The sequence below is a fragment of the Streptomyces sp. DH41 genome (assembly GCF_029813785.1).
GTDB lineage: Bacteria > Actinomycetota > Actinomycetes > Streptomycetales > Streptomycetaceae > Streptomyces.
Genome location: NZ_JARVKY010000026.1, coordinates 20,005 through 42,305, shown reverse-complemented (window position 1 = coordinate 42,305; position 22,301 = coordinate 20,005). Strand labels below are relative to the sequence as shown.

Genomic DNA, 22,301 nt, shown 5'->3' with positions numbered 1-22,301 from the left:
GATCCGCCCCGGCGGGGAACTGTGTCCGGTATGACCACGCAGCTCGGACTTCCCGACGACATCCAGGCCTGTCTCTTCGACCTCGACGGGGTCGTCACCAGGACGGCGGTGGTGCACGCCGCCGCCTGGAAGGAGACGTTCGACGCCTTCCTGCGCGAGCGGGACGGCGCGGACTTCCGCCCCTTCACCGACTCCGACTACGGCGAGTACGTCGACGGCCGCCCGCGCGCCGACGGCGTCCGCTCCTTCCTCGCCTCCCGCGGCGTCGAACTGCCGGAGGGAGACCCGGACGACCCGCCGGACGCGCGGACCGTCAACGGCGTCGGCAACCGCAAGAACGAACTGCTCCTGAAGAAGATCCGCACCGACGGCGTGGAGCCGTACGAGGGCACGCTGCGCTACATCGACGCGGTCCGCGCCGCCGGGCTCGCCACCGCCATCGTCTCCTCCAGCGCCAACACCCAGGACGTCCTGCGCTCCATCGACGCCGAGCGTCTGTTCGACGTACGGATCGACGGAGTGGTGGCCCGGCAACGGAAACTGCCCGGCAAACCACGGCCCGACACCTTCCTGGCCGCCGCCCGCGACCTCGGCGTCGACCCGTCCCGCGCCGCCGTCTTCGAGGACGCGCTGGCCGGCATGGACGCGGGACGCTCGGGGCACTTCGGCTACGTCGTCGGCGTCGACCGCGTCGGCCAGACCGACGCCCTCTACGCCCACGGCGCCGACCGCGTGGTCGAGGACCTCGCCGAACTGGGAGGCCGGGCATGATCACCAACCGGACGTACGCCGTCGAACCCTGGTCCGTGCGCGAGACGGCCCTCAACCTCGACCTCCTCGCCCAGAGCGAGTCCGTCTTCGCCCTGTCCAACGGGCACGTCGGCTGGCGCGGCAACCTCGACGAGGGCGAACCGCACGGCCTGCCCGGCAGCTACCTCAACGGCGTCCACGAACTGCACCCGCTGCCCTACGCCGAAGCGGGCTACGGATACCCCGAGTCCGGCCAGACCGTCATCAACGTCACCAACGGCAAGCTGCTGCGGCTGCTCGTCGACGACGAACCCTTCGACCTGCGCTACGGGCGGCTCACCAAGCACGAACGCACCCTGGACCTGCGGCGCGGCGTACTGGAGCGGACCTGCGAGTGGACCTCCCCGGCGGGGACGACCGTCCGGGTGCGCTCCACCCGGCTGGTCTCCCTCACCCAACGGGCCATCGCCGCCGTGGAGTACGAGGTCGAACCCGTCGACAGCCGGGCCCGGGTGGTCATCCAGTCGGAGCTCGTCACCAACGAGAGCCTGCCCGACCCCGACGGCGACCCCCGGGCGGCCAAGGCGCTGCGGTCCCCGCTGGAGCCCGAGGAGGACATGGCCATCGGGTCCCGGCTGCGGCTGGTCCACCGGACCCGGCGCAGTGGTCTCAGGGTCGCCGTGGCCGCCGACCACGTCGTCGACGCCCCCGGGGAGATCACCACCAGCAGCGAGAGCAACACGGACGTGGCCCGCCTGACCGTCACCTCCGTGCTGGAGCCGGGACAGCGGCTGCGGGTGCGGAAGACGGTCGCCCACGGGTGGTCGGGCGCCCGCTCCCGGCCCGCGATGAGCGACCAGGTCGAGGCGGCACTCGCCGCCGCCGCACACAGCGGCTGGGACGGCCTGGTGGCGGAACAGCGCGCCTACCTCGACGACTTCTGGGCCCGGGCGGACGTCGAGGTGCACGGCGACGAGGAGATCCAGCAGGCCGTCCGCTTCGCCCTCTTCCACGTCCTGCAGGCCGGGGCCCGCGCCGAACAGCGGGCGATCCCGGCCAAGGGACTGACCGGTTCCGGCTACGACGGACACGCGTTCTGGGACACCGAGATGTTCGTGCTGCCCGTGCTGACGTACACCAACCCAAGGCCGTCGCCGAGGCGCTGCGCTGGCGCCGGGACACCCTGCCCGCGGCCCGGGACCGCGCCACCCAGCTCGGGCTGCGCGGCGCCGCGTTCCCGTGGCGGACCATCGACGGCTCCGAGGGCTCCGCGTACTGGCCGGCCGGCACGGCCGCCTTCCACGTGGCCGCCGACATCGCGCACGCGGTGGTGCGGTACACGGCGGCCACCGGCGACACCGACTTCGAACGCGACACCGCCGTCGAACTCCTGGTGGAGACGGCCCGGCTGTGGCGCTCACTGGGCCACCACGACCACCACGGCGTCTTCCACATCGACGGCGTCACGGGCCCGGACGAGTACAGCGCCATCGCCTACGACAACACGTACACCAACCTCATGGCGCGCTCGAACCTGCTCGCCGCGGCCGAGGTGTGCGAACGCCACCCGGACGAGGCGGCCCGGCTCGGCGTCGACGACGAGGAGAGCGCCGCCTGGCGGGACGCCGCCGAGTCCGTGCACATCCCGTACAACGACGAGATCGGCGTCCACGAACAGCACTCGGGTTTCACCCGCCACCAGCGCTGGGACTTCGCCCGCACCACCGCCGACCAGTACCCGCTGATGCTGCACTTCCCCTACTTCGACCTCTACCGCAAGCAGGTGATCAAGCAGTCCGACCTCGTACTGGCGATGTACACCTGCGGCAGCTGGTTCGACGCCCACTGCGACGAGGACCAGATCGCCCGCAACTTCGCCTACTACGAGCCGCTGACCGTACGGGACTCCTCCCTGTCCGCGTGCTGCCAGGCCGTCGTCGCCGCCCAGACCGGACACCTCCGCCTGGCCTATGACTACGCCGCCGAGGCCGCCCTGATGGACCTGGCGGACCTGGAGCACAACACCCGCGACGGCCTGCACATCGCCTCGCTCGCCGGTACGTGGATGGCGCTGGTCGCCGGGTTCGGCGGCACCCGCCGGGACGGCGACAGCCTCCGGTTCTCGCCCCGCCTGCCCGAGAAGTTCAGCCGCCTCGCCTTCCGGCTCCAGTTCCGCGGCCGGTGCCTGCGCGTGGAGATCGGCGCCGACAAGGCGACGTACACGCTGCTGAGCGGCTCCCCCCTGACGATCCACCACCACGGGAGCGCGCTGACCGTGAACGGGGACGGCCCCGTCTCCCGCGCCGTCCCCGCACCCGAACGGCGCCCCACCCCCGAACAGCCCCCGCACCGCCGCCCCAACGTTCACTGACCCGCCGGACGCGGGTGAGAGGGGCTGAAACGAGACGGCTCGACTGGCCGAGCAGCGTCCTGCGCATCCGTGGCACGCGGGTTAGTTTGACCTTGGTTTCCCGGTTTCCGGGCTCCCGCCACCGGCGGCAGGAGGTGAGGACGAGCGGCCCCGCGACGAGCGGGGGTGAGGGGTGCACGATGGCCGACGGCGCGAACGCCATGCTCGCCGGCAGACGGCGGGACGAGGCGGCGACGACGTCCGGTACCCGACGGCGCCTCGGCGACGGCGCCCTGCTCGCGGCGGTGGCCGCCGTCTTCACCGTGGTCCAACTGGCCTTCGTCCATCCGTGGATGGGGCTCGGCTGGGACGAGATCGTCTACACCAGCCAGGTCACCACCCACCACCCCGCCGCCTTCTTCAGCGCACCGCGCTCCCGCGGCGTCTCGCTGCTGGTGGCGCCCGTCGCCTCCTGGTCGTCCTCCACCGAACTGCTGCGCGTCTACCTCGCCGTCCTGTCCGGAGTCGGCCTGTACCTCGCCCTGCGGGCCTGGAAGGGCCTGTTCCCGGCCCGCGTCCTGGCCACGGCCGGCGCGTTCTTCGCCACCCTGTGGGTGACCCTCTTCTACGGTCCGCAGGCCATGCCCAACTACTGGGTCGCGATCGGCGCCCTGATCTGCGTGGGCTGCTTCCTGCGCGCCTGGCAGGGGCTGGCCGGCCGGGCCGCGCTGTGGGGCGTGGTGGCCGGGGCCGCTCTGATGACGTGGATGCGGCCCACCGACGCGGTGTGGGTGACCGTCCCCCTGCTGGTCCTCGTCCTCGTCCGCCGCCACTGGCTGCTGCTGCTCGCCCTCGCGGGCGGCCTGGCGGCCGGGGGAGTGGAGTGGGTGATCGAGGCGTACGGCTGGTACGGCGGCCTCGGGGAGCGGCTGTCGAGGGCCTCCGAGATCCAGGGCGGCCTCGGCTGGAACATCGCCGTCGACGACCAGATGCGCAGCCTCGGCGGACGGGGCCTGTGCCGCCCGTGCACCGGATCGATGCCGCACCCGGTGGTCACCGCGTGGTGGATCCTCCTCCCGGCCGTCGCCGTCCTCGGCGTCGTCGTCGCGGCCCGGGCCCGGCGTACCGCCCGCACACTGATCCCGTTCGTCTGCGCCGTGACGGCCGCGCTGCCGTACCTGTTCATGATCGGGTACGCGGCGCCCCGCTTCCTGCAGCCCGCCTACGCCCTGCTCGCCATCCCGGTCGCCGACGCGCTGTGGCACCTGGCCAGGACGGAACGCGGCCGGTGGCGTCCGGTGGCCGCGTCCCTCGTCGCGCTCGCGCTGGCCGGGCATCTGACGGTGCAGCTCGTCGTCCTCGAAGGCACCGTGGACCGAAACGTCGCAAGCCGTGAGGACTGGGCCCGCGTCGCCGACGAGCTGCACCGGCTCGGTGTCCGTCCACCTTGTCTGGTCACCGGGCACGAGTCCATCCCGATCGGCTACTACACCGGCTGTTCCTCCGGCTCCACCAGCGGCAACAACGAGAACACCACCGCCGCCGAGATCGTGGAGACCGCCCGCCGCATCCCGGTCGCCGCCGTCACCGGTCCGGGCGGGGCCCCGTCCGGCTACGCCCGCGACTGGGCCCCGCACCGCATCACCGACCTGACCGTTCGCGTCGCACCGCGGGGGTGAAGAGCCCGGGCCCGGTGAACGGGTCGGAGACCGCGTACCGGGAACGGGTCGGAAACCGCGTACCGGGAACGGGCTGAAGATCGCGTATCGGGAACGGGTTAGAGATCGCGTATCGGGAAACGCGAACCGGACACCCGGACCAACGAGCCGACGCAGCGCGAGAGGGAGGCAGCGATGGGCACGGACCCGATGGCCGACGACGTCTACCAGCCCACCGGAACCAACGAGGAGCAGGAGGACGCCGCGCCCCTCGACCTCCAGGACGCCGTCGACGAGCGGACCTACGACGACACGCTCGACGAGGGCTACTCCCCGCCGGAGAAGCCCCTCGGCGTGACCAAGCACGGCACCACCGCCGCCGAGCAGCACGACGGCGAGAGCCTCGACGAACGGCTGGCCCAGGAGACGCCCGACGTGTCCGCGCCGGACGGCGACGGGGTGGGCGACAAGCCCGGTGGCGAGGGCGAGCCGGTCGACCCCGAGGCGGGCACCGAGCGCTCCGGACGGCTGGTCGCCCCCGACGAGGGCGTACGCACCGACACGACCAAGGAGACCGTCGCCGACGACGTCGGCATCGACGGGGGAGCGGCGGGCGCCGAGGAGGCCGCCATGCACGTCGTGGAGGACGAGACGGCGCTGCCGGACCGGGAGACCGGCCAGTAGGGCCCCGGCCGGACCGGTCGGCGGGACCGCGGCCGAGCGCGCTCACGCGTCACATGGCCCGGGCCGGTGCTCTGAGCACCGGCCCGGGCCACGTGACGTCCGGGCCGCCCGGTCAGGGCAGCAGCTTGTCGAGGGCGGCGGGACCCTCCTCGTCCAGCTTGCGCCTGGCCCATTCGAGGTTCTTCGGGGTGACGTCCCGGCCGGCCGCGAGGACCAGGTCCTCCGGGGACACGTCGGTGCCGTTGCGGGTGTGGAGCAGTTCGTCCGGAGTGGCGCGGTCGTCGCCCGCGCGGGCTTCGGACGGCCGGGAGGCATCGGGCTGTGACGTCGACATGATCAGTGCTCCTCGGATCCGGATCGCTGCTTCGGTGCCGTGCTGTTGTCGGTCCCGAATATCCCGATAACACCATTCAATGCCGAAGCCGCCCGCGCATCCGGAGGGGCGACGCTCCCGGGGCGCCGCCCACCACCCGCCGCGCCCTCTAGAACCTCTGGAACGCGGTGAGCGTCAGCCGGAACCCGGTGGGCGCGGTGTCCTGGATGTAGGAGGCGAAGTCCGCCACGTCGTCGAAGGCGAAGCCGTACGCCCTGCCGTCCTCGGTGACCGCGTGCACCGCCTTGGAGTAGTGGTTGGTCAGCGCGGTCCCGTAGAACGCCGAGGGGTCGGTCGTCGGCTGGGCGGCCGAGGAGAGCAGCGTGGAACGGTTGAAGCCGGCGCCGAGGACCGCGGCGACGGGGCCGGTCGTGCCGTCGTTGGGGGCGGCGAGGGCACCGTCGCAGAACAGCACGTCCCGGGTGGACGGCTTGGCGAAGGACACCTGGGCGGGCCCGTCGAAGGTCAGCCGGTCACCGCGCACCCGGCCGGTGAAGGTCCCGGCATTGGTGGTGATCCTGAGATCCTTGCCGGTGTAGGTGCTCCAGACCTCGTCGATGTACGGGGCGAGGTAGTCCTTGGGGAACAGGCCGGCGTCCAGTCCGTGCCCGGGGGCGATGATCCGGGTGTCGTCCACGACCAGCGGCGAGAACTCCTCGGTCCGCCGCAGCGCGTCGAAGGCGGCCGTCCGCCCACCGGTGCGTACGGTGCCCGTGGTCTGGTCCTTGGCGCCGGTCAGCCGGATGGCGAGCGGCACGCTGAACATGTCGACCATGGTGGTGTTGCAGAACATCCCGGCCGAGTTGTACGTGAACTCGGCGCAGTCGTGCAGCACCCCGTAGTTGGGATCGGACTCGACCCAGCCCGCCGGGTACTGCAGCGCCGCGTTGCCGGCGCCGTCCGCGACCACCTTGAACTTCAGCTTCGCGCCGAGCGACACGTAGATCCGGCCGGAGAGGTGGGGCAGGTTCAGCCTGGTCTCGCCGCTGCCGGCGAGGCCGATCGCGTAGTCGGTGTAGCCGTCGGCGCCGTTGTCCGACAGGGCCACGGGCACGACGGCGCCGTCGGGGGTGACGCGCACCTGCCGGCCGTCCTGGTTGCCGACGATGTAGACGTGGACGTCGGCGTTGCCGAAGGAGCCGGTGCTGTTGACGATCGTCAGTGGCAGGACGCCCGCGGCCCTGGCCTCGGGGGCGGCCGGTTCGCCGTCCGAGCCGACGCCCGCGAGGGCGTGCGGAGCGACGACGGCGGCGACGGGGGCGGCCACGGCGGCTCCGCCGAGGGCGACGAGCAGCTTGCGGCGGCCGAGCGGGCGCTGGTGACGAGGAGTCATGTGGGGGGGTCTCCAGAGTGATCGGAACATGACAGGGAGAAGGAGAGCGGTGCCTGAGAGCGCTCTCACGACGTGGGCCGATGGTACGCAGAACGGATGGCCCGGCCAACCGTCTGAGTGGCCCCTCGAACCCGTTGCCGCAGATGGGACTTGGGGTGCACGCCGCCGCGCGGGGAAGGCTTAACCACTGTTTAAGGCCCGTTTAATCCGGGCTCGCGATCCGCGCCCGCGATCCAGTGCGGGAGTCCAGTCGCGGAGCCCGGTGCGGTGGTCCGGTGCGGTGGTGCACGTCGGCAGTCGGTGCCGGCAGTCCGTGCCGGAAAACCGGTGGCCGTGCTCACGCGGCCCTCCGTACCGTGTGGCCCACGCCCTGAGACCGACGGAAGGAGGGCAGAACCGTGCAGTTCGCCCCGCTCCCGCGCTCCCTCCCCGTTGCCCCGGCGTACCTCGACCGACCGGGAGCGCACCACGCATGACGCATCCCGGAGGAATCCGTGACCGATCTGGTCATCCGCGCGCTCGACGCGAGCGACGCACATCTCTTCGACACCCTGCCCGACCCGCTGGGCGCCCGTGAGGGCCACCGGCTGACCCGCCACCGCCCCGACTGGCAACGCGTCGCCCTGCGCGACGGAACCGTCGTCGCCCGCGGCGCCTGGTGGGGCGGCCCCGACGACACCGAACCGGTCAACGTCAACTGGTTCGACGTCGCCGAGGGCGAGGAGGAAGCCGGAGCCGAGCTCCTGCGCACCGCCCCCTGGCAGGTCGAACTCGAACTGAACCCGCCCGGCACCTGGCGCGAGGACCCCGCACTGCGCGCCGCCACCGAGGCCCGCTTCACCGCCGCACGGGCCGGCGGGTACGACCTCCTGGTCGAACGCTTCCTGTACCGCTGGACCCCGGAGTGCGGCCTCCCCGCGCGGCCTGGCCGCCTGGACTTCCGTCCCGAACCCGACGACGCGGTGTTCTTCGAGGCGCTGCGCCGCATCCACTCCGTCACCCTGGACGCCCACGCGCTGATGGACATCGAGGAGGGCGGACTCGACCAGGCCGCACAGGCGGAGCTCGACTTCTTCCGCTGGTGCCCGTCGCCGCGGGAGTGGTGGCAGGTGGCGTACACCCCGCGGGGCGAGCTCGCGGGCATCCACATCCCGGTGCACAACCCGTCCGGTCCGTGCGTCGGTTTCATCGGCGTCCTGCCGGAACACCGCGGACACGGGTACGCCTACGACCTCCTGGCCGAGTGCACCCACTTCCTGGCCGAGCGGGGCGCGGAGTCCATCTCCGCCGCGACGGACCGGGGGAACCACCCCATGGCCGCCAACTTCACCAAGGCCGGCTACCCGGTCGTGCGGGAACGGATCAACTTCCGTCCCGTATCGCTCGGTAGCCGGTAGCCGGTAGCCGGTAGCCGGTAGCCGAAGGCAGAGGACCGGAACGCACCGGGCCGGAAGTCCTCCGGTCCGGTGTCGGTGCCGGGTGGCATGCTGTCCCGCACAGTGATCAGCGGTGCGGGTGGCGGAGGCGATGTGGGGTTCGAGGGCGAGACCTGGTACGTACGCGCGGCGCCGGACGCGGAGGAGGGAGCGGACGGTGCGGATGCCGGTGCCGGTGCCGGTGCCGAGGTCGGGGAGATCCTGATCGACGACGCCGACTTCCCCTGGCTCTCGGGCCGGTTCCGTGCCGGGCCGGGGTTCGACGCCGTCCAGGACCTCTTCGCACGCGAGATCGCCCTGGTCGAACGGGACGACGAGGGACACCGGGAGGAGTGGGAGACGGTCTACGCCGAGATCGAACGGCGCGTGCGGCTGGTCTCTCCCGACGGCCCGGTCGCCGAGTTCCTGCTGCACATCCAGGGCGAGCGGGCCTGGTTCCGGTGGAGCGACGAGCCGTTCCAGCGGGAGCGGACCGGCGGCTGACCACGATCACTGCCGGCGGTTCAGCAGGGCCTCGGCCGCGGCGAGGGTCTCGGTGACCCGCAGGCCGAACGCGGCGTCGCAGGCGTGCGGACGTCCACCCCGGGCACTGGCGAGGAGCGCGTCCGCGGCCCGCAGCAGAGCGGGCACCGGCCCCTCGGTGGTCTCCGGCAGGAGCGTCACACCGGCCCGGCCGCGCAGCTCCACGGTCGCACCCGCCGCGGCGGGCGGCGCCGTCAGGCTGAGCGTGAGTGTGCTCGAGGCACCGCCGGTGTGGTCGAGGACCAGATGGACGGTGTCCCCGGGCCCCGGTGCCGCCGCGGCCACCCGCCGGGCGTCACCGAGAACCGGCAGCAGCACGGACAGGGCGTGCGGCCCGACGTCCCACAGGGCACCCTTCTCCCGCCGCCACGGCGAGTCCGCGAACGGACTGTCGCTGTCGGCGGCGAACACCGCACCGAGCCACTGCGCCTGTGCCGTGAACCAGCCGTCCGAAGCGGCCTGTTCGGTGATCCACGCCTCGGTCTCGGGCTGGAACCGCGCGGTGAAGAAGACGACAGAGGCGACGCCCGCCACCCGCACCGCCTCGACCGCCGCCTGCCCCTGCGCCACCGTCGCCGCCAGCGGTTTGTCGAGCAGCAGATGGCACCCGGCCCGCGCCGCGCGTACCGCCAACACGGCCTGCACGGCCGGAGGCACTGCCAACGCGACGGCCTCCACGTCCGCCAGCAGGGCGTCGACGTCGTCGTAGGCACGCGTGCCGTGCCGGTCCGCGAGCTCCTTCGCGGCGCCCGGGCGGCGCCCCCACACCCCCACGAAGTCCAGGCTGTCGTGCCGGCGCAGGGCGGGGGCGTGCGTCATGTCCGCCCAGGGACCGGTGCCGAGCAGTCCGATACGCATGCCGTCGCCTCTCCACGGTGCGGGACCCGGTGCGGGGCCGCCGACGTTCCTCCATGACGACCGGCGTACGACAGCCCGGCCGGTGCCGAGCGTGTCACACCGACCGGGTCCCCGGGCAAGCCCCCGGCGGCAGGACGCGGCGCCACCACAAGCCCTGCCCGTTCCCCTGCCGGTCCGCCCGGTCCGAGCGCCCGGCCCGCGCGGCCGTTCGTTCGCCCGCTCTGTCCGGTCTGCTCGCCTGCCCGGTCGGCGCGTGTTTCTGGCCATCGAGCCGGAGACGCCCGCGGACCGCGACGCCGCACGCCCGGCCCCCTCGCCCGGTCGGCCCCGTCGCCCGGTCGCCCGGTCGGCCCCGCCGCCCCACCCGTCGTACGAGACCGGTGATTCTGCCGATCCCCCCGACCGCACCGCCCGCCGACAGTGGCACCGCCAGTTCATCGGCGACGCCCGTCCGGCGGATGTCCCGGGACGCGACCCCACGTGTTCCGGGCCCGTGTGCGATCACCGGCCGGGCCCCTCGCCACGACCGAGAGGACGACTCCTCGTGCAGCAGAACCCCCACACCCACGCCGCCTCCCGGGCCGCGCGCCCGGCGTTCCGCGGAGCGCGGCGGCGGCTCGCCGGCGTCACGGCGGCCGTGGCCGCCGTCGTCGCGTTCTCCACCCTCACCAGCCCCGGCGCCCAGGCCGCCGCGGACAACCCCTACGAGCGCGGCCCGGCGCCCACCGAGTCCAGCATCGAGGCACTGCGCGGCCCGTACTCCGTGGCGGACACCAGCGTTTCCTCGCTCGCGGTCACCGGCTTCGGCGGCGGCACGATCTACTACCCGACGAGCACCAGTGACGGCACGTTCGGCGCCGTCGTGATCTCACCCGGCTTCACCGCGTACGAGTCCTCCATCGCCTGGCTCGGTCCGCGGCTGGCCTCACAGGGCTTCGTCGTGTTCACCATCGACACCAACACCACGCTGGACCAGCCCGCCTCCCGGGGCCGGCAGCTGCTGGCTGCCCTGGACTACCTCACCGAGCGCAGCTCCGTCCGCGGGCGGGTCGACAGCAGCCGGCTCGGCGTCATGGGCCACTCGATGGGCGGCGGGGGATCCCTGGAGGCCGCGAAGTCCCGGCCCTCACTCCAGGCGGCCATCCCCCTCACCCCCTGGAACCTGGACAAGAGCTGGCCCGAGGTCAGCACCCCGACGCTGATCGTGGGGGCCGACGGCGACAGCATCGCCCCGGTCTCCTCGCACTCCGAGCCGTTCTACTCCAGCCTGCCGTCCAGGACGGACCGCGCGTACCTGGAGCTCAACAACGCGAGCCACTTCACGCCGAACACGTCGGACACGACGATCGCGAAGTACAGCATTTCCTGGCTCAAGCGGTTCATCGACAACGACACCCGCTACGAGCAGTTCATCTGCCCGCTGCCCCGGCCGAGCCTGACCATCGAGGAGTACCGGGGCAACTGCCCGCACGGCTCCTGACGCTCCCGGCACTCCCCACAGCACCACTCGGCACCATCCGGCACCATCCGGCGGCGGTCGCGGGCACGTCGCGGCCGCCGCCGGCCCGCTGTGCCGCCGCACGGCCCCGGGCCAAGGCCGCTGGGCAGCGGCACAGTGCACGGATCCGGCCGCACGGTCCACAACCGCAGGTGACACGGCCGACACCCGGCGGGCCGGGGCGGACCGGTGGCTTCCGCGTCAGGTTACGCGCGCGTAACCTCCCGGGAATGACCGGAGAGACGACCGTACGTACGGCCGTGCGGATCCACGGCCAAAGCGCGCAACGGCAGGCGGTGCGCGCCCTTCTGGAGGGGCTGAGCACCCACAGCGGCCACCTCCTCGTGACCGGCGAACCCGGACTCGGCAGGACCGCCCTCCTCCGATGGGCCGCCCGCTCCTTCCGGGCCGGCCCCGTACTCGACCTCGGGCCCGGCCCGGACCGGGGCGCCCGGGGCACCGCCGAGGAACTGCTCGGTGCCCTGCGGGCGGCGGCCGGCGAGGCGCCTGTGCTCGTGTGTGCCGACGACGCGCATCTGTGGGACGCCCGGGCCCGGGCCGCGCTGGGCCGAGCGGCCGGGCTCCCGCACACCGCGGGCCGCGTCGGTCTGCTCCTCTCCGTCGCCTCGGACCGCGCCGTCGACCCGGAGTTCGCCCACCTGCCCGTCGTACGCCTGGACCCGCTCAGCCCGTCGCAGGCCGGCGCCCTGCTCGACGACGTGACCGGCGGCGCCGCCGACCCGGCCGTCCGCGAGGAACTGCTGGCCGAGGCCGAGGGCAACCCGGCCCTGCTCCTCGCCCTCGTCCACCGGCTGTCACCCGCCGAACTGCGCGGCCACCGTCCCCTGCCCAGACCCCTGGCCGACGCCGGGACCCTGGCGGAGGTGGCGGGCGGGTCGCTGACCGGCCTGTCCGCACCCGCCCGGGACCTGCTGCTGACGGTGGCGGCGGCCGTGCGGGCGTCGGACGGACCGGACGTCGACGCCGGCCCGGTCCTCGACGCCGTACGGCACCTGCGGCCGGCGTCCGCGCCGGTCCCCTCCCTGGAACCGCTTCCCGCGCCCCTCGCGCTGGCCGACGACCGGCTCCGCTTCCACGGCCCGCTGGTCCGCCGTACGGTCCACGCCGCCGCCGCGCCGGACCGGCGCCGCGCCGCGCACCGCGCGCTGGCCGACGTACTGGAGGCCGGCGGCCAGCCGCTCCCCGGGCTGCTGCACCGTTCCTGGTCCCTGACCGGCCCGGCGCCCGAACCGGCGCTCGCGGACCGGCTCGCGGCGGTGGCGGCCGACGGCACGGTGCCGGCCTCGTACCGGCTGCGCGCGGCGGCGTACGCCCGGGCCGCCGAGCTGACCGCCGACGGCCCGGCCCGGGCGGAGCGGTACACGGCCGCTGCCGAGTACGCCCTGCTCGCCGGCCACCCCGACCGGGCGCGTCCCCTGCTCGCCGCGGCCCGCGGCTGTGCCGCGCCGGCCGGGGTGAGGGGGCGGGCCGAGCTGGTCCGCGGACTGACGGAACTCCGGGACGGCCCCGTCGGCGACGCCCACCAGTCCCTGCTGCTGGCCGCCTCCCTGCTCGCCGCGGACGCCCCCGCCGACGCCGCGACCGCCGCGCTGGCCGCCGCCGACGCCGCCTGGGCGGCGGGCGACCTGCCGGCCTGCCTCACCACACTTGGGCCCGAACCGCCCCGCTCGCATCAGCACCCGGCCCCCCGGCACACCGACACCCCGCACCACACGGCACGGCCCGTGGACGCGGCCGCCGTGCCGGGGGACGCGGGAAGACCGCCCCCGGACCCGGTGCGCGACCACCGCGTCGGCATGCGGGCACTGCTCGAGGGACGGCTCGACCGGGCCGCCGAACCGCTCGGCCAGGTGGTGGAGCGGGCCAGGACCGACCACCGGCCCGAGGGCCTGCTGAGGTCGGCGTCGGCCGCCTTGCTGCTCGGCGACGTGGAAGCCGCCCGCCGGGCCGGGGCGCGGGCCCTGGCCGCCGCCCGGCAGCTCGGGTCGGACGCGCTGGTGCCACGGGCACTGGAGTACCTCGCCTACGCCGAACTGCGCGCCGGCCGGCACCCACAGGCCCGTACCCACGCGGAGGAGGGGCTGCGCACCGCGCTGCGGACCGGGCAGCGCAACACGGCGGCCCACCACCGGGCGGTGCTGGCCCTCGCGGCGTCGATCGAGGAGGAGCCGGACGTCGTCGCCCGGCACGTGACGGCCGCGCTGAGCACCGCACGGCGCCACGGACTGGCCCAGGCGGCCACCCTGGCGGAGTGGGCGGCGGCCCGGGCCGACCTGGGGCGGGGGCGTCCGCTGGACGCCGCCGACCGGCTCGGACTCCTGGTGCTGCCCGGACCCGGGCGCGGACATTTCGCGGTGTGGCGGCTCGCCGTGCCGTGCTTCGTGGAGGCCTCGGTCCTCGCCGGCCGCCACGAGGACACCGGCGCGGTCCTCACGGACTTCGCGGGCTGGGCGGCGTTCGGCGCCGATCCGCAGGCCGCCGCGCAGCTGGCCCGCTGCCACGCCCTCCTCGCCCCGCCGGACCGCGCCGACGACCTCTACCGGCAGGCACTCGCCCGGCACGAGGAGGCGGGCGGCGACTTCGAACGGGCCCGCACGGCGCTGCTGTACGGCAAGTGGCTGCGCCGCCGACGCCGGCCGCGCGAGGCCCGTGGCCGCCTCGGCACCGCGCTGGCCGGCTTCGACCGCTGCGGCGCCGGCGTCTGGGCGGCGCAGGCACGCGGCGAGCTGCGGGCGCTCGGAGCGGCGTCGCACGGCGGCGACGCGGGGACGCCGACCCGGTTGACCCGCCTCACTCCGCAGCAGCTGCGCATAGCGAGGCACGTCGCCGAAGGTGCCACCAACCGCGAGGTCGCGCTGACTCTCGCGGTGAGCATCCGCACCGTCGACTACCACCTCCGCAAGGTCTTCGCCGCGCTCGGCGTACGGTCCCGCCTGGAGCTGGCCCGCGTGGTCGAGCAGGCCGAGCACGCCGGGCCGGCCGAAAAGACCGGTGCACAACCCTAGGGACCGACCGGACGGTATGTCATCCTTCGGGCAGGACGAGTCAGGGGGCATGCCCGGCACGGGCGGACAGCCCGTCGCGGGGCGCCCCCGCCAGCCCTGGCCTGGGGAGGACCGCGATGCAGCACGCCGTACGGTCACGAGGAGCGATCCGCGTCGGGCTGACGCCCGTACCACGCCCGCGGACACCGAGCGTCGCGTCGTTGATGGACGCCGACGCCCTGCGTGTCCTGCACCGGGCCGCCCGCGCCCTGCTCGACGACCTGCCCGATCTGACCGACCGGCTGGTGGCCCTGCTGCGGGAGCAGGAGCCCGCGTACCGCGCGGCCATCACCAAGGACCCCACCGCCACCTGGCAGGAGGCCCAGCGCTCGCTGCGGCACAGCGTGGCCTCGCTGCTCGACCCCAGCGGCGCGCGGGACGCGGCCCGCCGCTGCTCCTGGCGGATCGGCGCCACCCGCGCCGAGCAGGGCCTCCCTCTGGACGCCCTGCTGCACGCCTTCCGCCTCGGCGGCTCCCTGGTGTGGCAGCGGCTGGTCGAGGAGACCTCCCGCACCGCGCCCGAGGACGTACGCCTCCTCGTGCACGTGGCCGCCGACGTGTGGAACTTCGTCGACGAGCACTGCACCCTCGTCGCCGACGCCTACCGGCAGACCGAGTGGCAGATCGGCCGGCGCCGCGAGAACCGGGCCCGGCTGCTGGCGGCCGGGCTGCTCGACGGCACCAGCCGCATCGCCGACCTGCCCGAGGCCGCCCGGGTGCTGGGCCTGCCGGAGCAGGGCCGGTACGTCGTCGTCGCCGTCACCGGCGTCCACCCGGCGCGATCCGACGCCGCCCGCGCCGCCGCCGTACCGTCCGGCACCCGCGTCCACTGGCACGCCGGGGCGGAGGCCGACTACGGCATCGTCCTGGTCGGCGCCGGTGACGACGGGCTCCCGGAGCCGGAGGAGCCCGGGGCCGGGTCCGCGCCGCGCGCCCCGGTCCCCGGCCTGCGGATCGGCGTCGGCGGCGCGGTCGTCGGACTCGCCTCCGTCGGCGACGGCCGCAGGCTCGCCGACACGGCGCTGGACATCTGCCCGGAGGCCGGCGGCACGGTCCGGCTGGCCGACCACCTTCCCGCGGCCCTGGTCGTCTCCAGCCCCGAGCTCGGCCGGGCACTCGCCGAGAAGGTCCTCGGTCCCCTGCTGCGCCTCGAACCCGCCGACCGGGAGGTACTGCTGGACACCCTCACCACCTGGCTCGACTGCGACGGCTCGGCGCAGCGGGCCGGTGAACGCCTCTACTGCCACCGCAACACGGTCCTCAACCGCCTCCGCCGCTGCGAGCAGCTGACCGGCCGGTCCCTGGCCCGCCCGGCCGACGTGGTCGAGATGAGCCTGGCCCTGACCGCCCGGCGCGTCCTGCGCGACTGAGGGACGCGCGGCCCGGGACTCGCGCGACTCCGGATGCGCGCGACTCCGGATGCGCGCGACTCCGGATTCCCGGCTTCCGTATCGCGCCGGACACGCGTCCGCGCGAGTGGTGTTCTCGCGTGGCGAGGCGGGGGTGTGGCGAGGCGTGGCGGGGGCGGGGCGGGGAGTCGCCGGCCACGGGTGCTGCTCCGGGCACCGGCGCCCCCGGCGCCCCGGCGGACGCGGGCGCCGTCTCCCGCCAGGGTCTCGCGGCGTCGCCCTGCGGAGCCCCGGCTCCCGTGTCGTGGGCGCCCCCGCCCTGGCGGCCCCCGCCGTCCGCCTCTGGGCATCCGCACAGACTCTCCGGCCGGGGACTGGGACGCCGCAGCGATCCGGGCCGCGGCTCTGTACCGCCACCGGCGCGCGTGCTGTCGTGAGCTCCCCCCTTCCCCTCACCGTGCCGGTCTCGGCACGGTCCCAAGGAGCCGTGATGCCCGCAGCACCACCGGACGGCGAACCCGCGCTGCACGTCGAGAGTCTCGACGTGACGTACGGGCGCGCACTGTCCGCCCTCCGTTCCGTGTCCCTGACCGTCCCGCACGGCGGCGTCGTCGCACTGCTCGGTGCCAACGGCGCCGGCAAGACGACGCTGCTGCGGGCCGTGTCGGGCACACTGCGCCTGCACCGCGGCGCGATCACGGCCGGCCGCGTCCGCTACGGCGACACGGCCCTCGACGGCCGGGACCCGGTCGCCGCCGTACGCGCCGGAGTCGTACAGGTCCCCGAGGGCAGGCGGGTGTTCGCCGGACTCACCGTCGACGAGAACCTGCGGGCCGGCGGGCTCGGCCTGAACCGGCGCGCCCCGGCCCAGGTCCGCGAGGCCCGGGAGCGGGTCTTCACCCTCTTCCCGCGGCTCGCCGAGCGCACCCGTCAGGCGGCGGGCCTGCTGTCCGGCGGCGAACAGCAGATGCTGGCCATCGGCCGCGCCCTGATGGCCGCACCCCGCCTGCTCCTCCTCGACGAACCCTCCCTCGGACTCGCCCCGCTGATGGTGGAGCGCATCGCCGAGGTCGTCCGGGAGATCAACACCCAGGGCACCGCCGTACTCCTCGTCGAACAGAACGCCGGCATGGCGCTGTCGCTCGCGGAACACGCCCACGTCCTCGAGGTCGGCGAGGTCCGGCTGTCCGGGCCCGCCGGTGAGCTCGCGCGGACGGACGCCGTACGCCGCCTCTACCTGGGCGACACCGCCGAGGGCACCGACAGCAAGGGGGCCGCGTGACCACCCGTACCGCCGCACCCCCCGCACTCCAGGTCCGGAACGTGACCGTGCGCTTCGCCGGCCTCGTCGCCCTCGACGACGTCTCCTTCACCGTCGCCCCGGGCACCGTGCACGCCGTCATCGGCCCCAACGGCGCGGGCAAGTCCACCTGCTTCAACGTCCTGTCGGGGCTGTACCGGCCCGCCGCCGGCACCGTACGGCTCGGCGACGCCGAACTGACCAGGCTCGCCCCGCACAAGATCGCCGCCCTGGGAGTGGCCCGTACCTTCCAGAACATCGTCACCACCCAGGGCACCGTCGCCGACAACCTGATGCTCGGCCGCCACGCCCTGTCCCACGCGGGCTTCGCCGCCAGTGCCCTGCGGCTGCCGCGCGCCGTGCGCGAACAGCGCGAACACCTCGCCAAGGCCCGCGAGATCGCCGAACTCACCGGCCTGGGCGCCCACTTCGACGCGCCCGTCGCCCTGCTGTCCTACGGCGACCGCAAGCGGGTCGAACTCGCCCGTGCCCTCTGTCTGGAGCCCCGTGTACTGCTGCTCGACGAACCCGTGGCCGGCATGAACGCCGCCGAACGCGTCCGCATGACCGGAGTCGTCCGGGAGATCCGCGCCGAACTCGGCCTGTCCGTCGTGCTGGTCGAGCACGACATGGGACTGGTCATGCGGCTCGCCGACGACGTCACCGTCCTCGACTTCGGCAAGGCCATCGCCCACGGCACCCCGGACCAGGTCCGGCGTGACCCCGAGGTGCTGCGCGCCTACCTCGGCACCGGCACCACGGGGGAGGACGCGGCATGACCGGCTTCCTCGACAACCTCCTCAACGGCCTCGCCCTGGGGTCCGTCTACGCCCTGATCGCCCTTGGCTTCGTCACCATCTTCAAGGCGTCCGGCGTCCTGAGCTTCGCCCACGGCTCGCTCCTGCTGCTCGGCGGCTACCTCGTCGCCGTCCTCCACGACGACATCGGCTTCGCCGGGGCGCTGGCCGTCGCGGTGCTCGTGACGGCCGCCGTGGCCGGGGCGCTGGACCGGCTGGTGCTGCAACGGGTCGGGACCGACCCGCAGGCCGCACACGTCCAGACCATCGTCACCATCGGCATCGACATCATCCTGGTGACCGACCTGGCCCGGCGCATCGGCGGCGACCTGCTGCCGCTCGGCGACCCCTGGGGCAACTCGGTGACCGACCTGGGTCCCGTGACCGTCGCGGACAGCCGCATCGCCGCGATCCTGGTGTCCGCCGTCGCCATCGGCGCCGCCTTCGCCCTCTTCCGGTTCACTCCCTGGGGCCTGTCGCTGCGCGCGGCGGCCGAGGACGGCGAGGCGGCCGCGCTCATAGGCGTACGGCTCACCCGCGTACGCACCGTCGCCTGGTGCCTGGCCGGCGGCCTCGCCGCGCTCGCCGCGGTCTTCCTGGTCGCCTTCCCGGCACCGGGGCTGGAGCGCACCACCGGTCAGATCGCCCTGAAGGCCTTCCCGGCCGCCATCCTCGGCGGCATGGCCTCCCCGGTCGGCGCCCTGGTCGGCAGCATGCTGATCGGCCTCACCGAGGCCTTCGTCGCCGGCTACCAGTCCGATCTGCACGTCCTCGGTGAGGGCTTCGGCGACGTGGCCCCGTACGCCGTGATGGTGCTGGTCCTCCTGGTGCGCCCCGCCGGACTCTTCGCGGCGAAGGGAGCGGCCCGTGTCTGACCTCCGTTCCGTCCTCGTGAAGCGCGGCGGACTCCTGCTGCCCGCCCTCCTCCTGTGCGCCCTGCCCTTCTACCTGGACGCCTTCTGGCTGCGCATCGGCCTGTTCTCCATGGCCGCGGCGATCGGCGCCGTCGGGCTCGGCCTGCTCAGCGGCACCGCGGGGCAGCTCTCCCTCGGGCACGCCTTCTTCCTCGCCGTCGGCGCCTACGGCTACGTATGGCTGGCCGGGGAGTCAGGGCCGGGGCTGCCGCCGGCCGTCGCCCTCGTCCTCGCCGTGCTGCTCGCCGGCGCGGCGGGCGGACTGTTCAGCCCCGTCGCCGGCCGGGTGAAGGGCATCTACCTCGGCGTGGCCACCCTCGCCCTGGTCTTCCTCGGCCACCACGTCCTGCTCACCGCGGACTCCGTCACCGGCGGCTTCAACGGAAGCTCGGTGCCGCCACTGGAGCTCGGCGGCTTCACCTTCGCCGAGTCCGACCCGGAACTGACCGTTCTGGGCGTGCCGTTCGGCGCCGAGGAACGGCTCTGGTACCTGGGCCTCGCCCTGTTCGCGCTCACCTGGTTCACCGCGCGCGGCCTGCTGCGCGGACGCCCCGGACGCGCCCTGGTGGCGCTGCGCGACAGCGAGACCGCGGCGTCCGTGATGGGCGTGCACGTGGCGAAGTACCGCTCGGCCGCCTTCGTCGTCTCCTCGATGTACGCGGGCCTCGCCGGCGTCCTGCTCGCCCTCTCCTTCCGCCGCGTCGTACCCGACTACTTCTCCCTCCTCCTCTCCGTCGACTACCTCGCCATGATCGTCATCGGCGGCCTCGGCTCCGTGGCCGGAGCCACCGCCGGCGCCGTCTTCGTCACCGCGCTGCCGCTGCTGATGACGCGCTACGCCGACCAGCTGCCGCTGGTGGCGACCCCGGGCTCCGGCGACGGGTCCATCGGCCCGACCGAGGCCTCCCGCTACCTCTACGGCGCGGCGATCGTCGTGATCCTCCTCTACGCCCCCGACGGCCTGCACGGGCTGGCCCGCCGGACCCGCGCCCGCCTGCGCCGCAGGCCACCCGCCACCGACCCTTCCGACGCCTCAGCCACGCCCCCGACCCCCGACACCACCGCACGAGCCAAGGAGCACACCCCGTGAACGTCACGCACACGAGGCCCCGTACCGCCCGGACCGCCGCCCTCGCCGCGGCGCTGGCCGCCGTGCTGCTCGCGGGCACCGCCTGCAGCACCAAGGCGGAAGGCGGGAGCACCGAGGACGGCGCCGACGGCGTCAAGGCCGGCCCGGGAGTCAGCGACAAGGCCATCAAGCTCGGCGCGCTGACCGACCTCACCGGCCCCTACGCCACCCTCGGCAAGAGCATCGTGCAGGCCCAGCAGATGTGGGCCGACGAGATCAACGCCGCGGGCGGCATCTGCGAACGCAAGGTCGAGATCGTCGTCAAGGACCACGGGTACGACGTGCAGAAGGCGGTCACCGCCTACGCGGACATCTCCCCGGACGTCGTCGCCCTGCCCCAGGTCATCGGCTCGCCGGTGGTCGCGGCCCTGCTCGACGACATCCAGCGGGACAGCATGCTGACCTTCCCGCAGGCCTGGGCCGCCTCCCTGCTCGGCATGGACGCCGTACAGGTTCTCGGCACCACCTACGACCTCGACATGATCGCCGCCGTCGACTTCCTCACCCGCTCCAAGAAGATCGCCAAGGGCGACACGATCGGCCACGTCTACTTCGAGGGCGACTACGGCGCCAACGCGCTGGAGGGCTCCGAGTGGGCCGCCGAGCAGGCGGGGGTGAAGGTGGTCGGCCAGAAGATCAAGGCCACGGACACCGATCTGACCGCGCAGGTGTCGGCGCTGAGCAAGGCAGGGGTGAAGGCGGTCCTGATCAGCGCGGGCCCCGCCCAGACCGCCTCCCTCGCCGGTGTGGCCGCCGCCCGCGGTCTCCAGGTGCCGATCATCAGCAGCGCTCCCGGCTACTCCCCGCAGCTGATGAAGACGCCCGCGGCGCCGGCGCTGGAGGCCATGGTCCACGTGGTCAGCGCCGCACCGGCGGTCAGCTCCGACCTGCCGGGCGTCAAGAAGATGGTCGCCTCCTACAACGCGAAGTACCCCGGCGAGCCGGTCGACTCCGGCGTGCTCTCCGGGTACAACGCCGCCCAGCTGATGGGCGCGGACCTCAAGAAGGCCTGTGAGGGCGGCAGCCTCACCCGCGAGGCCGTGGTGAAGGCGCACCGTTCGCAGAAGAACGCCGACACCGGCCTCGGCACCCCGCAGAACTTCACCTACGTGACCGCGCCGGCCAGCCGGTCGACCTACGTGCTGAAGCCCGACGCCAAGGCCGTCGGCGGCCTGGTCGGAGTGGAGGAGGCCCACAAGGCGCCCGGCGTCGACGCGTACCTGGCCGCACGCGGCTGACCTGCCCAGTGACCGCCAAGTCGCCTACCACGCGGGCGCCTTGGCGGTCATTGCCTCCGAGTACTGGTTTCCCTGAAGACCAGGTCCATAAGATGTACTCTCTGTCATGCCAGTGCAGTTGGCGCGGTACGGAGCTGGGGGAACGATGCAAGCCGACAAGCGGTTGTCCAGGGAAATCGACGCCAACGTGCCAACCGCCGCACGTATGTACGACTACTACCTGGGCGGCAAGGACAACTACGCGGCCGACCGGTCGGCGGTCGGAGAGCTCGACAAGGTCGTACCCAGCACCCGTCGGCTCGCGTTGAACAACCGGCGCTTTCTGCAGCGGGTCGTCAGGACCCTCGCGGAGGACTACGGCATCCGCCAGTTCCTCGACCATGGCTCCGGCCTGCCCACGCAGGACAACGTGCACCAGGTCGCACAGCGCATAGCCCCCGACTCCCGCGTCATCTACGTCGACAACGACCCGATGGTGCTGGTCCACGGCCGGGCCCTGCTCGACCAGAACGACAGGACCGCCGTCATACACGCCGACATGCGTGCCACGGAGGAGATCTTCGACCACCCGGACACCCAGCGCCTGATCGACTTCTCGCAGCCGGTGGCCGTGCTGTTCAACTCGGTCTTCCACTGCATCCCGGACAGCGACACCGACGGCCCGATGGCGGTCGTCCGCCGGGTGACCGAGCGGCTCGCGCCCGGGAGTTACGCGGTGATGTGCCAACTGGTCAGCGAGGACGCGGAGGTGCGCAAGTTCGTCACGGACTTCATGGACCAGGCGACACAGGGGCACTGGGGCCGGGTTCGCGAGCCGAAGGACGTGGAGGCCCTCTTCGAGGGCATGGACATCCTGGAGCCCGGCCTGGTCGAGGTCTCCACCTGGCGTCCTGACAGTGACGTGGTCCCGCGCCAGCTCACCGACGAATGGATCGAGTTCGGCGGTCTGGGCCGCCTGCGCTGACAGACAGAGGGACGCCGGCGCCGCGGCGAGTGCCGACGCGGAAAATGCTCGGGGCGGCGCGCGACGTGCGCGGCGCTTCCCTG

Annotated in this window: 17 protein-coding genes and 1 pseudogene; 15 read left to right on the top strand and 3 right to left on the bottom strand. The window is 73.8% G+C overall.

Features of this window, described 5'->3' with window-relative positions; all coding sequences use genetic code 11:
- Positions 1–30: 30 nt before the first annotated feature.
- The 4 genes and pseudogenes from QC283_RS32335 (at position 31) to QC283_RS32320 (ending at position 5,442) form a co-directional block, all read left to right on the top strand.
- Positions 31–771 (top strand): beta-phosphoglucomutase family hydrolase, encoded by a 741-nt coding sequence (locus QC283_RS32335; protein WP_279565303.1) that lies wholly within the window; start codon positions 31–33, stop codon positions 769–771.
- Positions 768–3,121: pseudogene (locus tag QC283_RS32330) on the top strand (glycoside hydrolase family 65 protein). Before QC283_RS32335 ends, QC283_RS32330 begins: the two are co-directional and overlap by 4 nt.
- Before the next feature lie 179 nt (positions 3,122–3,300).
- Positions 3,301–4,779: a hypothetical protein gene (locus QC283_RS32325; protein WP_279565302.1), complete on the top strand. Its 1,479-nt coding sequence runs from the start codon at positions 3,301–3,303 to the stop codon at positions 4,777–4,779.
- 174 nt (positions 4,780–4,953) lie between these two features.
- On the top strand, positions 4,954–5,442 hold the full coding sequence (locus tag QC283_RS32320) for a DUF5709 domain-containing protein (protein WP_279565301.1): 489 nt from the start codon (positions 4,954–4,956) through the stop codon (positions 5,440–5,442).
- Positions 5,443–5,554: 112 nt separating this feature from the next.
- Here the strand turns inward: QC283_RS32320 and QC283_RS32315 are convergent, their stop codons facing one another.
- Positions 5,555–5,776, bottom strand: a complete 222-nt coding sequence (locus tag QC283_RS32315; RefSeq protein WP_279565300.1) for a hypothetical protein — start codon at positions 5,774–5,776, stop codon at positions 5,555–5,557.
- 148 nt (positions 5,777–5,924) lie between these two features.
- Positions 5,925–7,148 (bottom strand): glycoside hydrolase family 64 protein, encoded by a 1,224-nt coding sequence (locus tag QC283_RS32310; RefSeq protein WP_279565299.1) that lies wholly within the window; start codon positions 7,146–7,148, stop codon positions 5,925–5,927.
- A gap of 494 nt (positions 7,149–7,642) precedes the next feature.
- Between QC283_RS32310 and QC283_RS32305 the strand changes: the two genes are divergently transcribed.
- Both QC283_RS32305 and QC283_RS32300 read left to right on the top strand, forming a co-directional pair.
- Positions 7,643–8,545, top strand: coding sequence for a GNAT family N-acetyltransferase (locus tag QC283_RS32305; protein ID WP_279565298.1), 903 nt, complete (start codon positions 7,643–7,645; stop codon positions 8,543–8,545).
- Positions 8,546–8,677: 132 nt separating this feature from the next.
- Positions 8,678–9,067: a hypothetical protein gene (locus tag QC283_RS32300; protein ID WP_279565367.1), complete on the top strand. Its 390-nt coding sequence runs from the start codon at positions 8,678–8,680 to the stop codon at positions 9,065–9,067.
- 6 nt (positions 9,068–9,073) lie between these two features.
- Here the strand turns inward: QC283_RS32300 and QC283_RS32295 are convergent, their stop codons facing one another.
- Complete coding sequence (locus QC283_RS32295) at positions 9,074–9,964, bottom strand: Gfo/Idh/MocA family protein (RefSeq protein WP_279565297.1); 891 nt, start codon at positions 9,962–9,964, stop codon at positions 9,074–9,076.
- A gap of 544 nt (positions 9,965–10,508) precedes the next feature.
- Between QC283_RS32295 and bdeA the strand changes: the two genes are divergently transcribed.
- From bdeA to QC283_RS32250, 9 genes are all read left to right on the top strand, one after another.
- Positions 10,509–11,444: a bis(hydroxyethyl) terephthalate hydrolase gene (bdeA, locus tag QC283_RS32290; protein WP_279565296.1), complete on the top strand. Its 936-nt coding sequence runs from the start codon at positions 10,509–10,511 to the stop codon at positions 11,442–11,444.
- Positions 11,445–11,692: 248 nt separating this feature from the next.
- Positions 11,693–14,488: a helix-turn-helix transcriptional regulator gene (locus QC283_RS32285; protein ID WP_279565295.1), complete on the top strand. Its 2,796-nt coding sequence runs from the start codon at positions 11,693–11,695 to the stop codon at positions 14,486–14,488.
- A gap of 116 nt (positions 14,489–14,604) precedes the next feature.
- The gene (locus QC283_RS32280; RefSeq protein WP_279565294.1) at positions 14,605–15,897 is read left to right on the top strand and encodes a PucR family transcriptional regulator; all 1,293 of its coding nucleotides are present in this window, start codon (positions 14,605–14,607) and stop codon (positions 15,895–15,897) included.
- A gap of 469 nt (positions 15,898–16,366) precedes the next feature.
- Entirely contained in the window at positions 16,367–17,158 is a 792-nt protein-coding gene (locus tag QC283_RS32275) for an ABC transporter ATP-binding protein (RefSeq protein WP_279565293.1), read from the top strand.
- Positions 17,155–17,955: an ABC transporter ATP-binding protein gene (locus QC283_RS32270; protein WP_279565292.1), complete on the top strand. Its 801-nt coding sequence runs from the start codon at positions 17,155–17,157 to the stop codon at positions 17,953–17,955. The genes QC283_RS32275 and QC283_RS32270 overlap by 4 nt, the downstream gene beginning before the upstream one ends.
- Positions 17,952–18,848 carry a branched-chain amino acid ABC transporter permease gene (locus tag QC283_RS32265; protein ID WP_279565291.1) on the top strand — a complete coding sequence of 299 codons (897 nt, stop codon included), beginning with the start codon at positions 17,952–17,954 and terminating at the stop codon, positions 18,846–18,848. The genes QC283_RS32270 and QC283_RS32265 overlap by 4 nt, the downstream gene beginning before the upstream one ends.
- Positions 18,841–19,977 carry a branched-chain amino acid ABC transporter permease gene (locus QC283_RS32260; protein WP_279565290.1) on the top strand — a complete coding sequence of 379 codons (1,137 nt, stop codon included), beginning with the start codon at positions 18,841–18,843 and terminating at the stop codon, positions 19,975–19,977. The genes QC283_RS32265 and QC283_RS32260 overlap by 8 nt, the downstream gene beginning before the upstream one ends.
- The gene (locus QC283_RS32255; protein ID WP_279565289.1) at positions 19,974–21,254 is read left to right on the top strand and encodes an ABC transporter substrate-binding protein; all 1,281 of its coding nucleotides are present in this window, start codon (positions 19,974–19,976) and stop codon (positions 21,252–21,254) included. The genes QC283_RS32260 and QC283_RS32255 overlap by 4 nt, the downstream gene beginning before the upstream one ends.
- A 145-nt stretch (positions 21,255–21,399) precedes the next feature.
- Positions 21,400–22,218: an SAM-dependent methyltransferase gene (locus QC283_RS32250; protein ID WP_279565288.1), complete on the top strand. Its 819-nt coding sequence runs from the start codon at positions 21,400–21,402 to the stop codon at positions 22,216–22,218.
- The last annotated feature ends 83 nt before the right edge of the window (positions 22,219–22,301 follow it).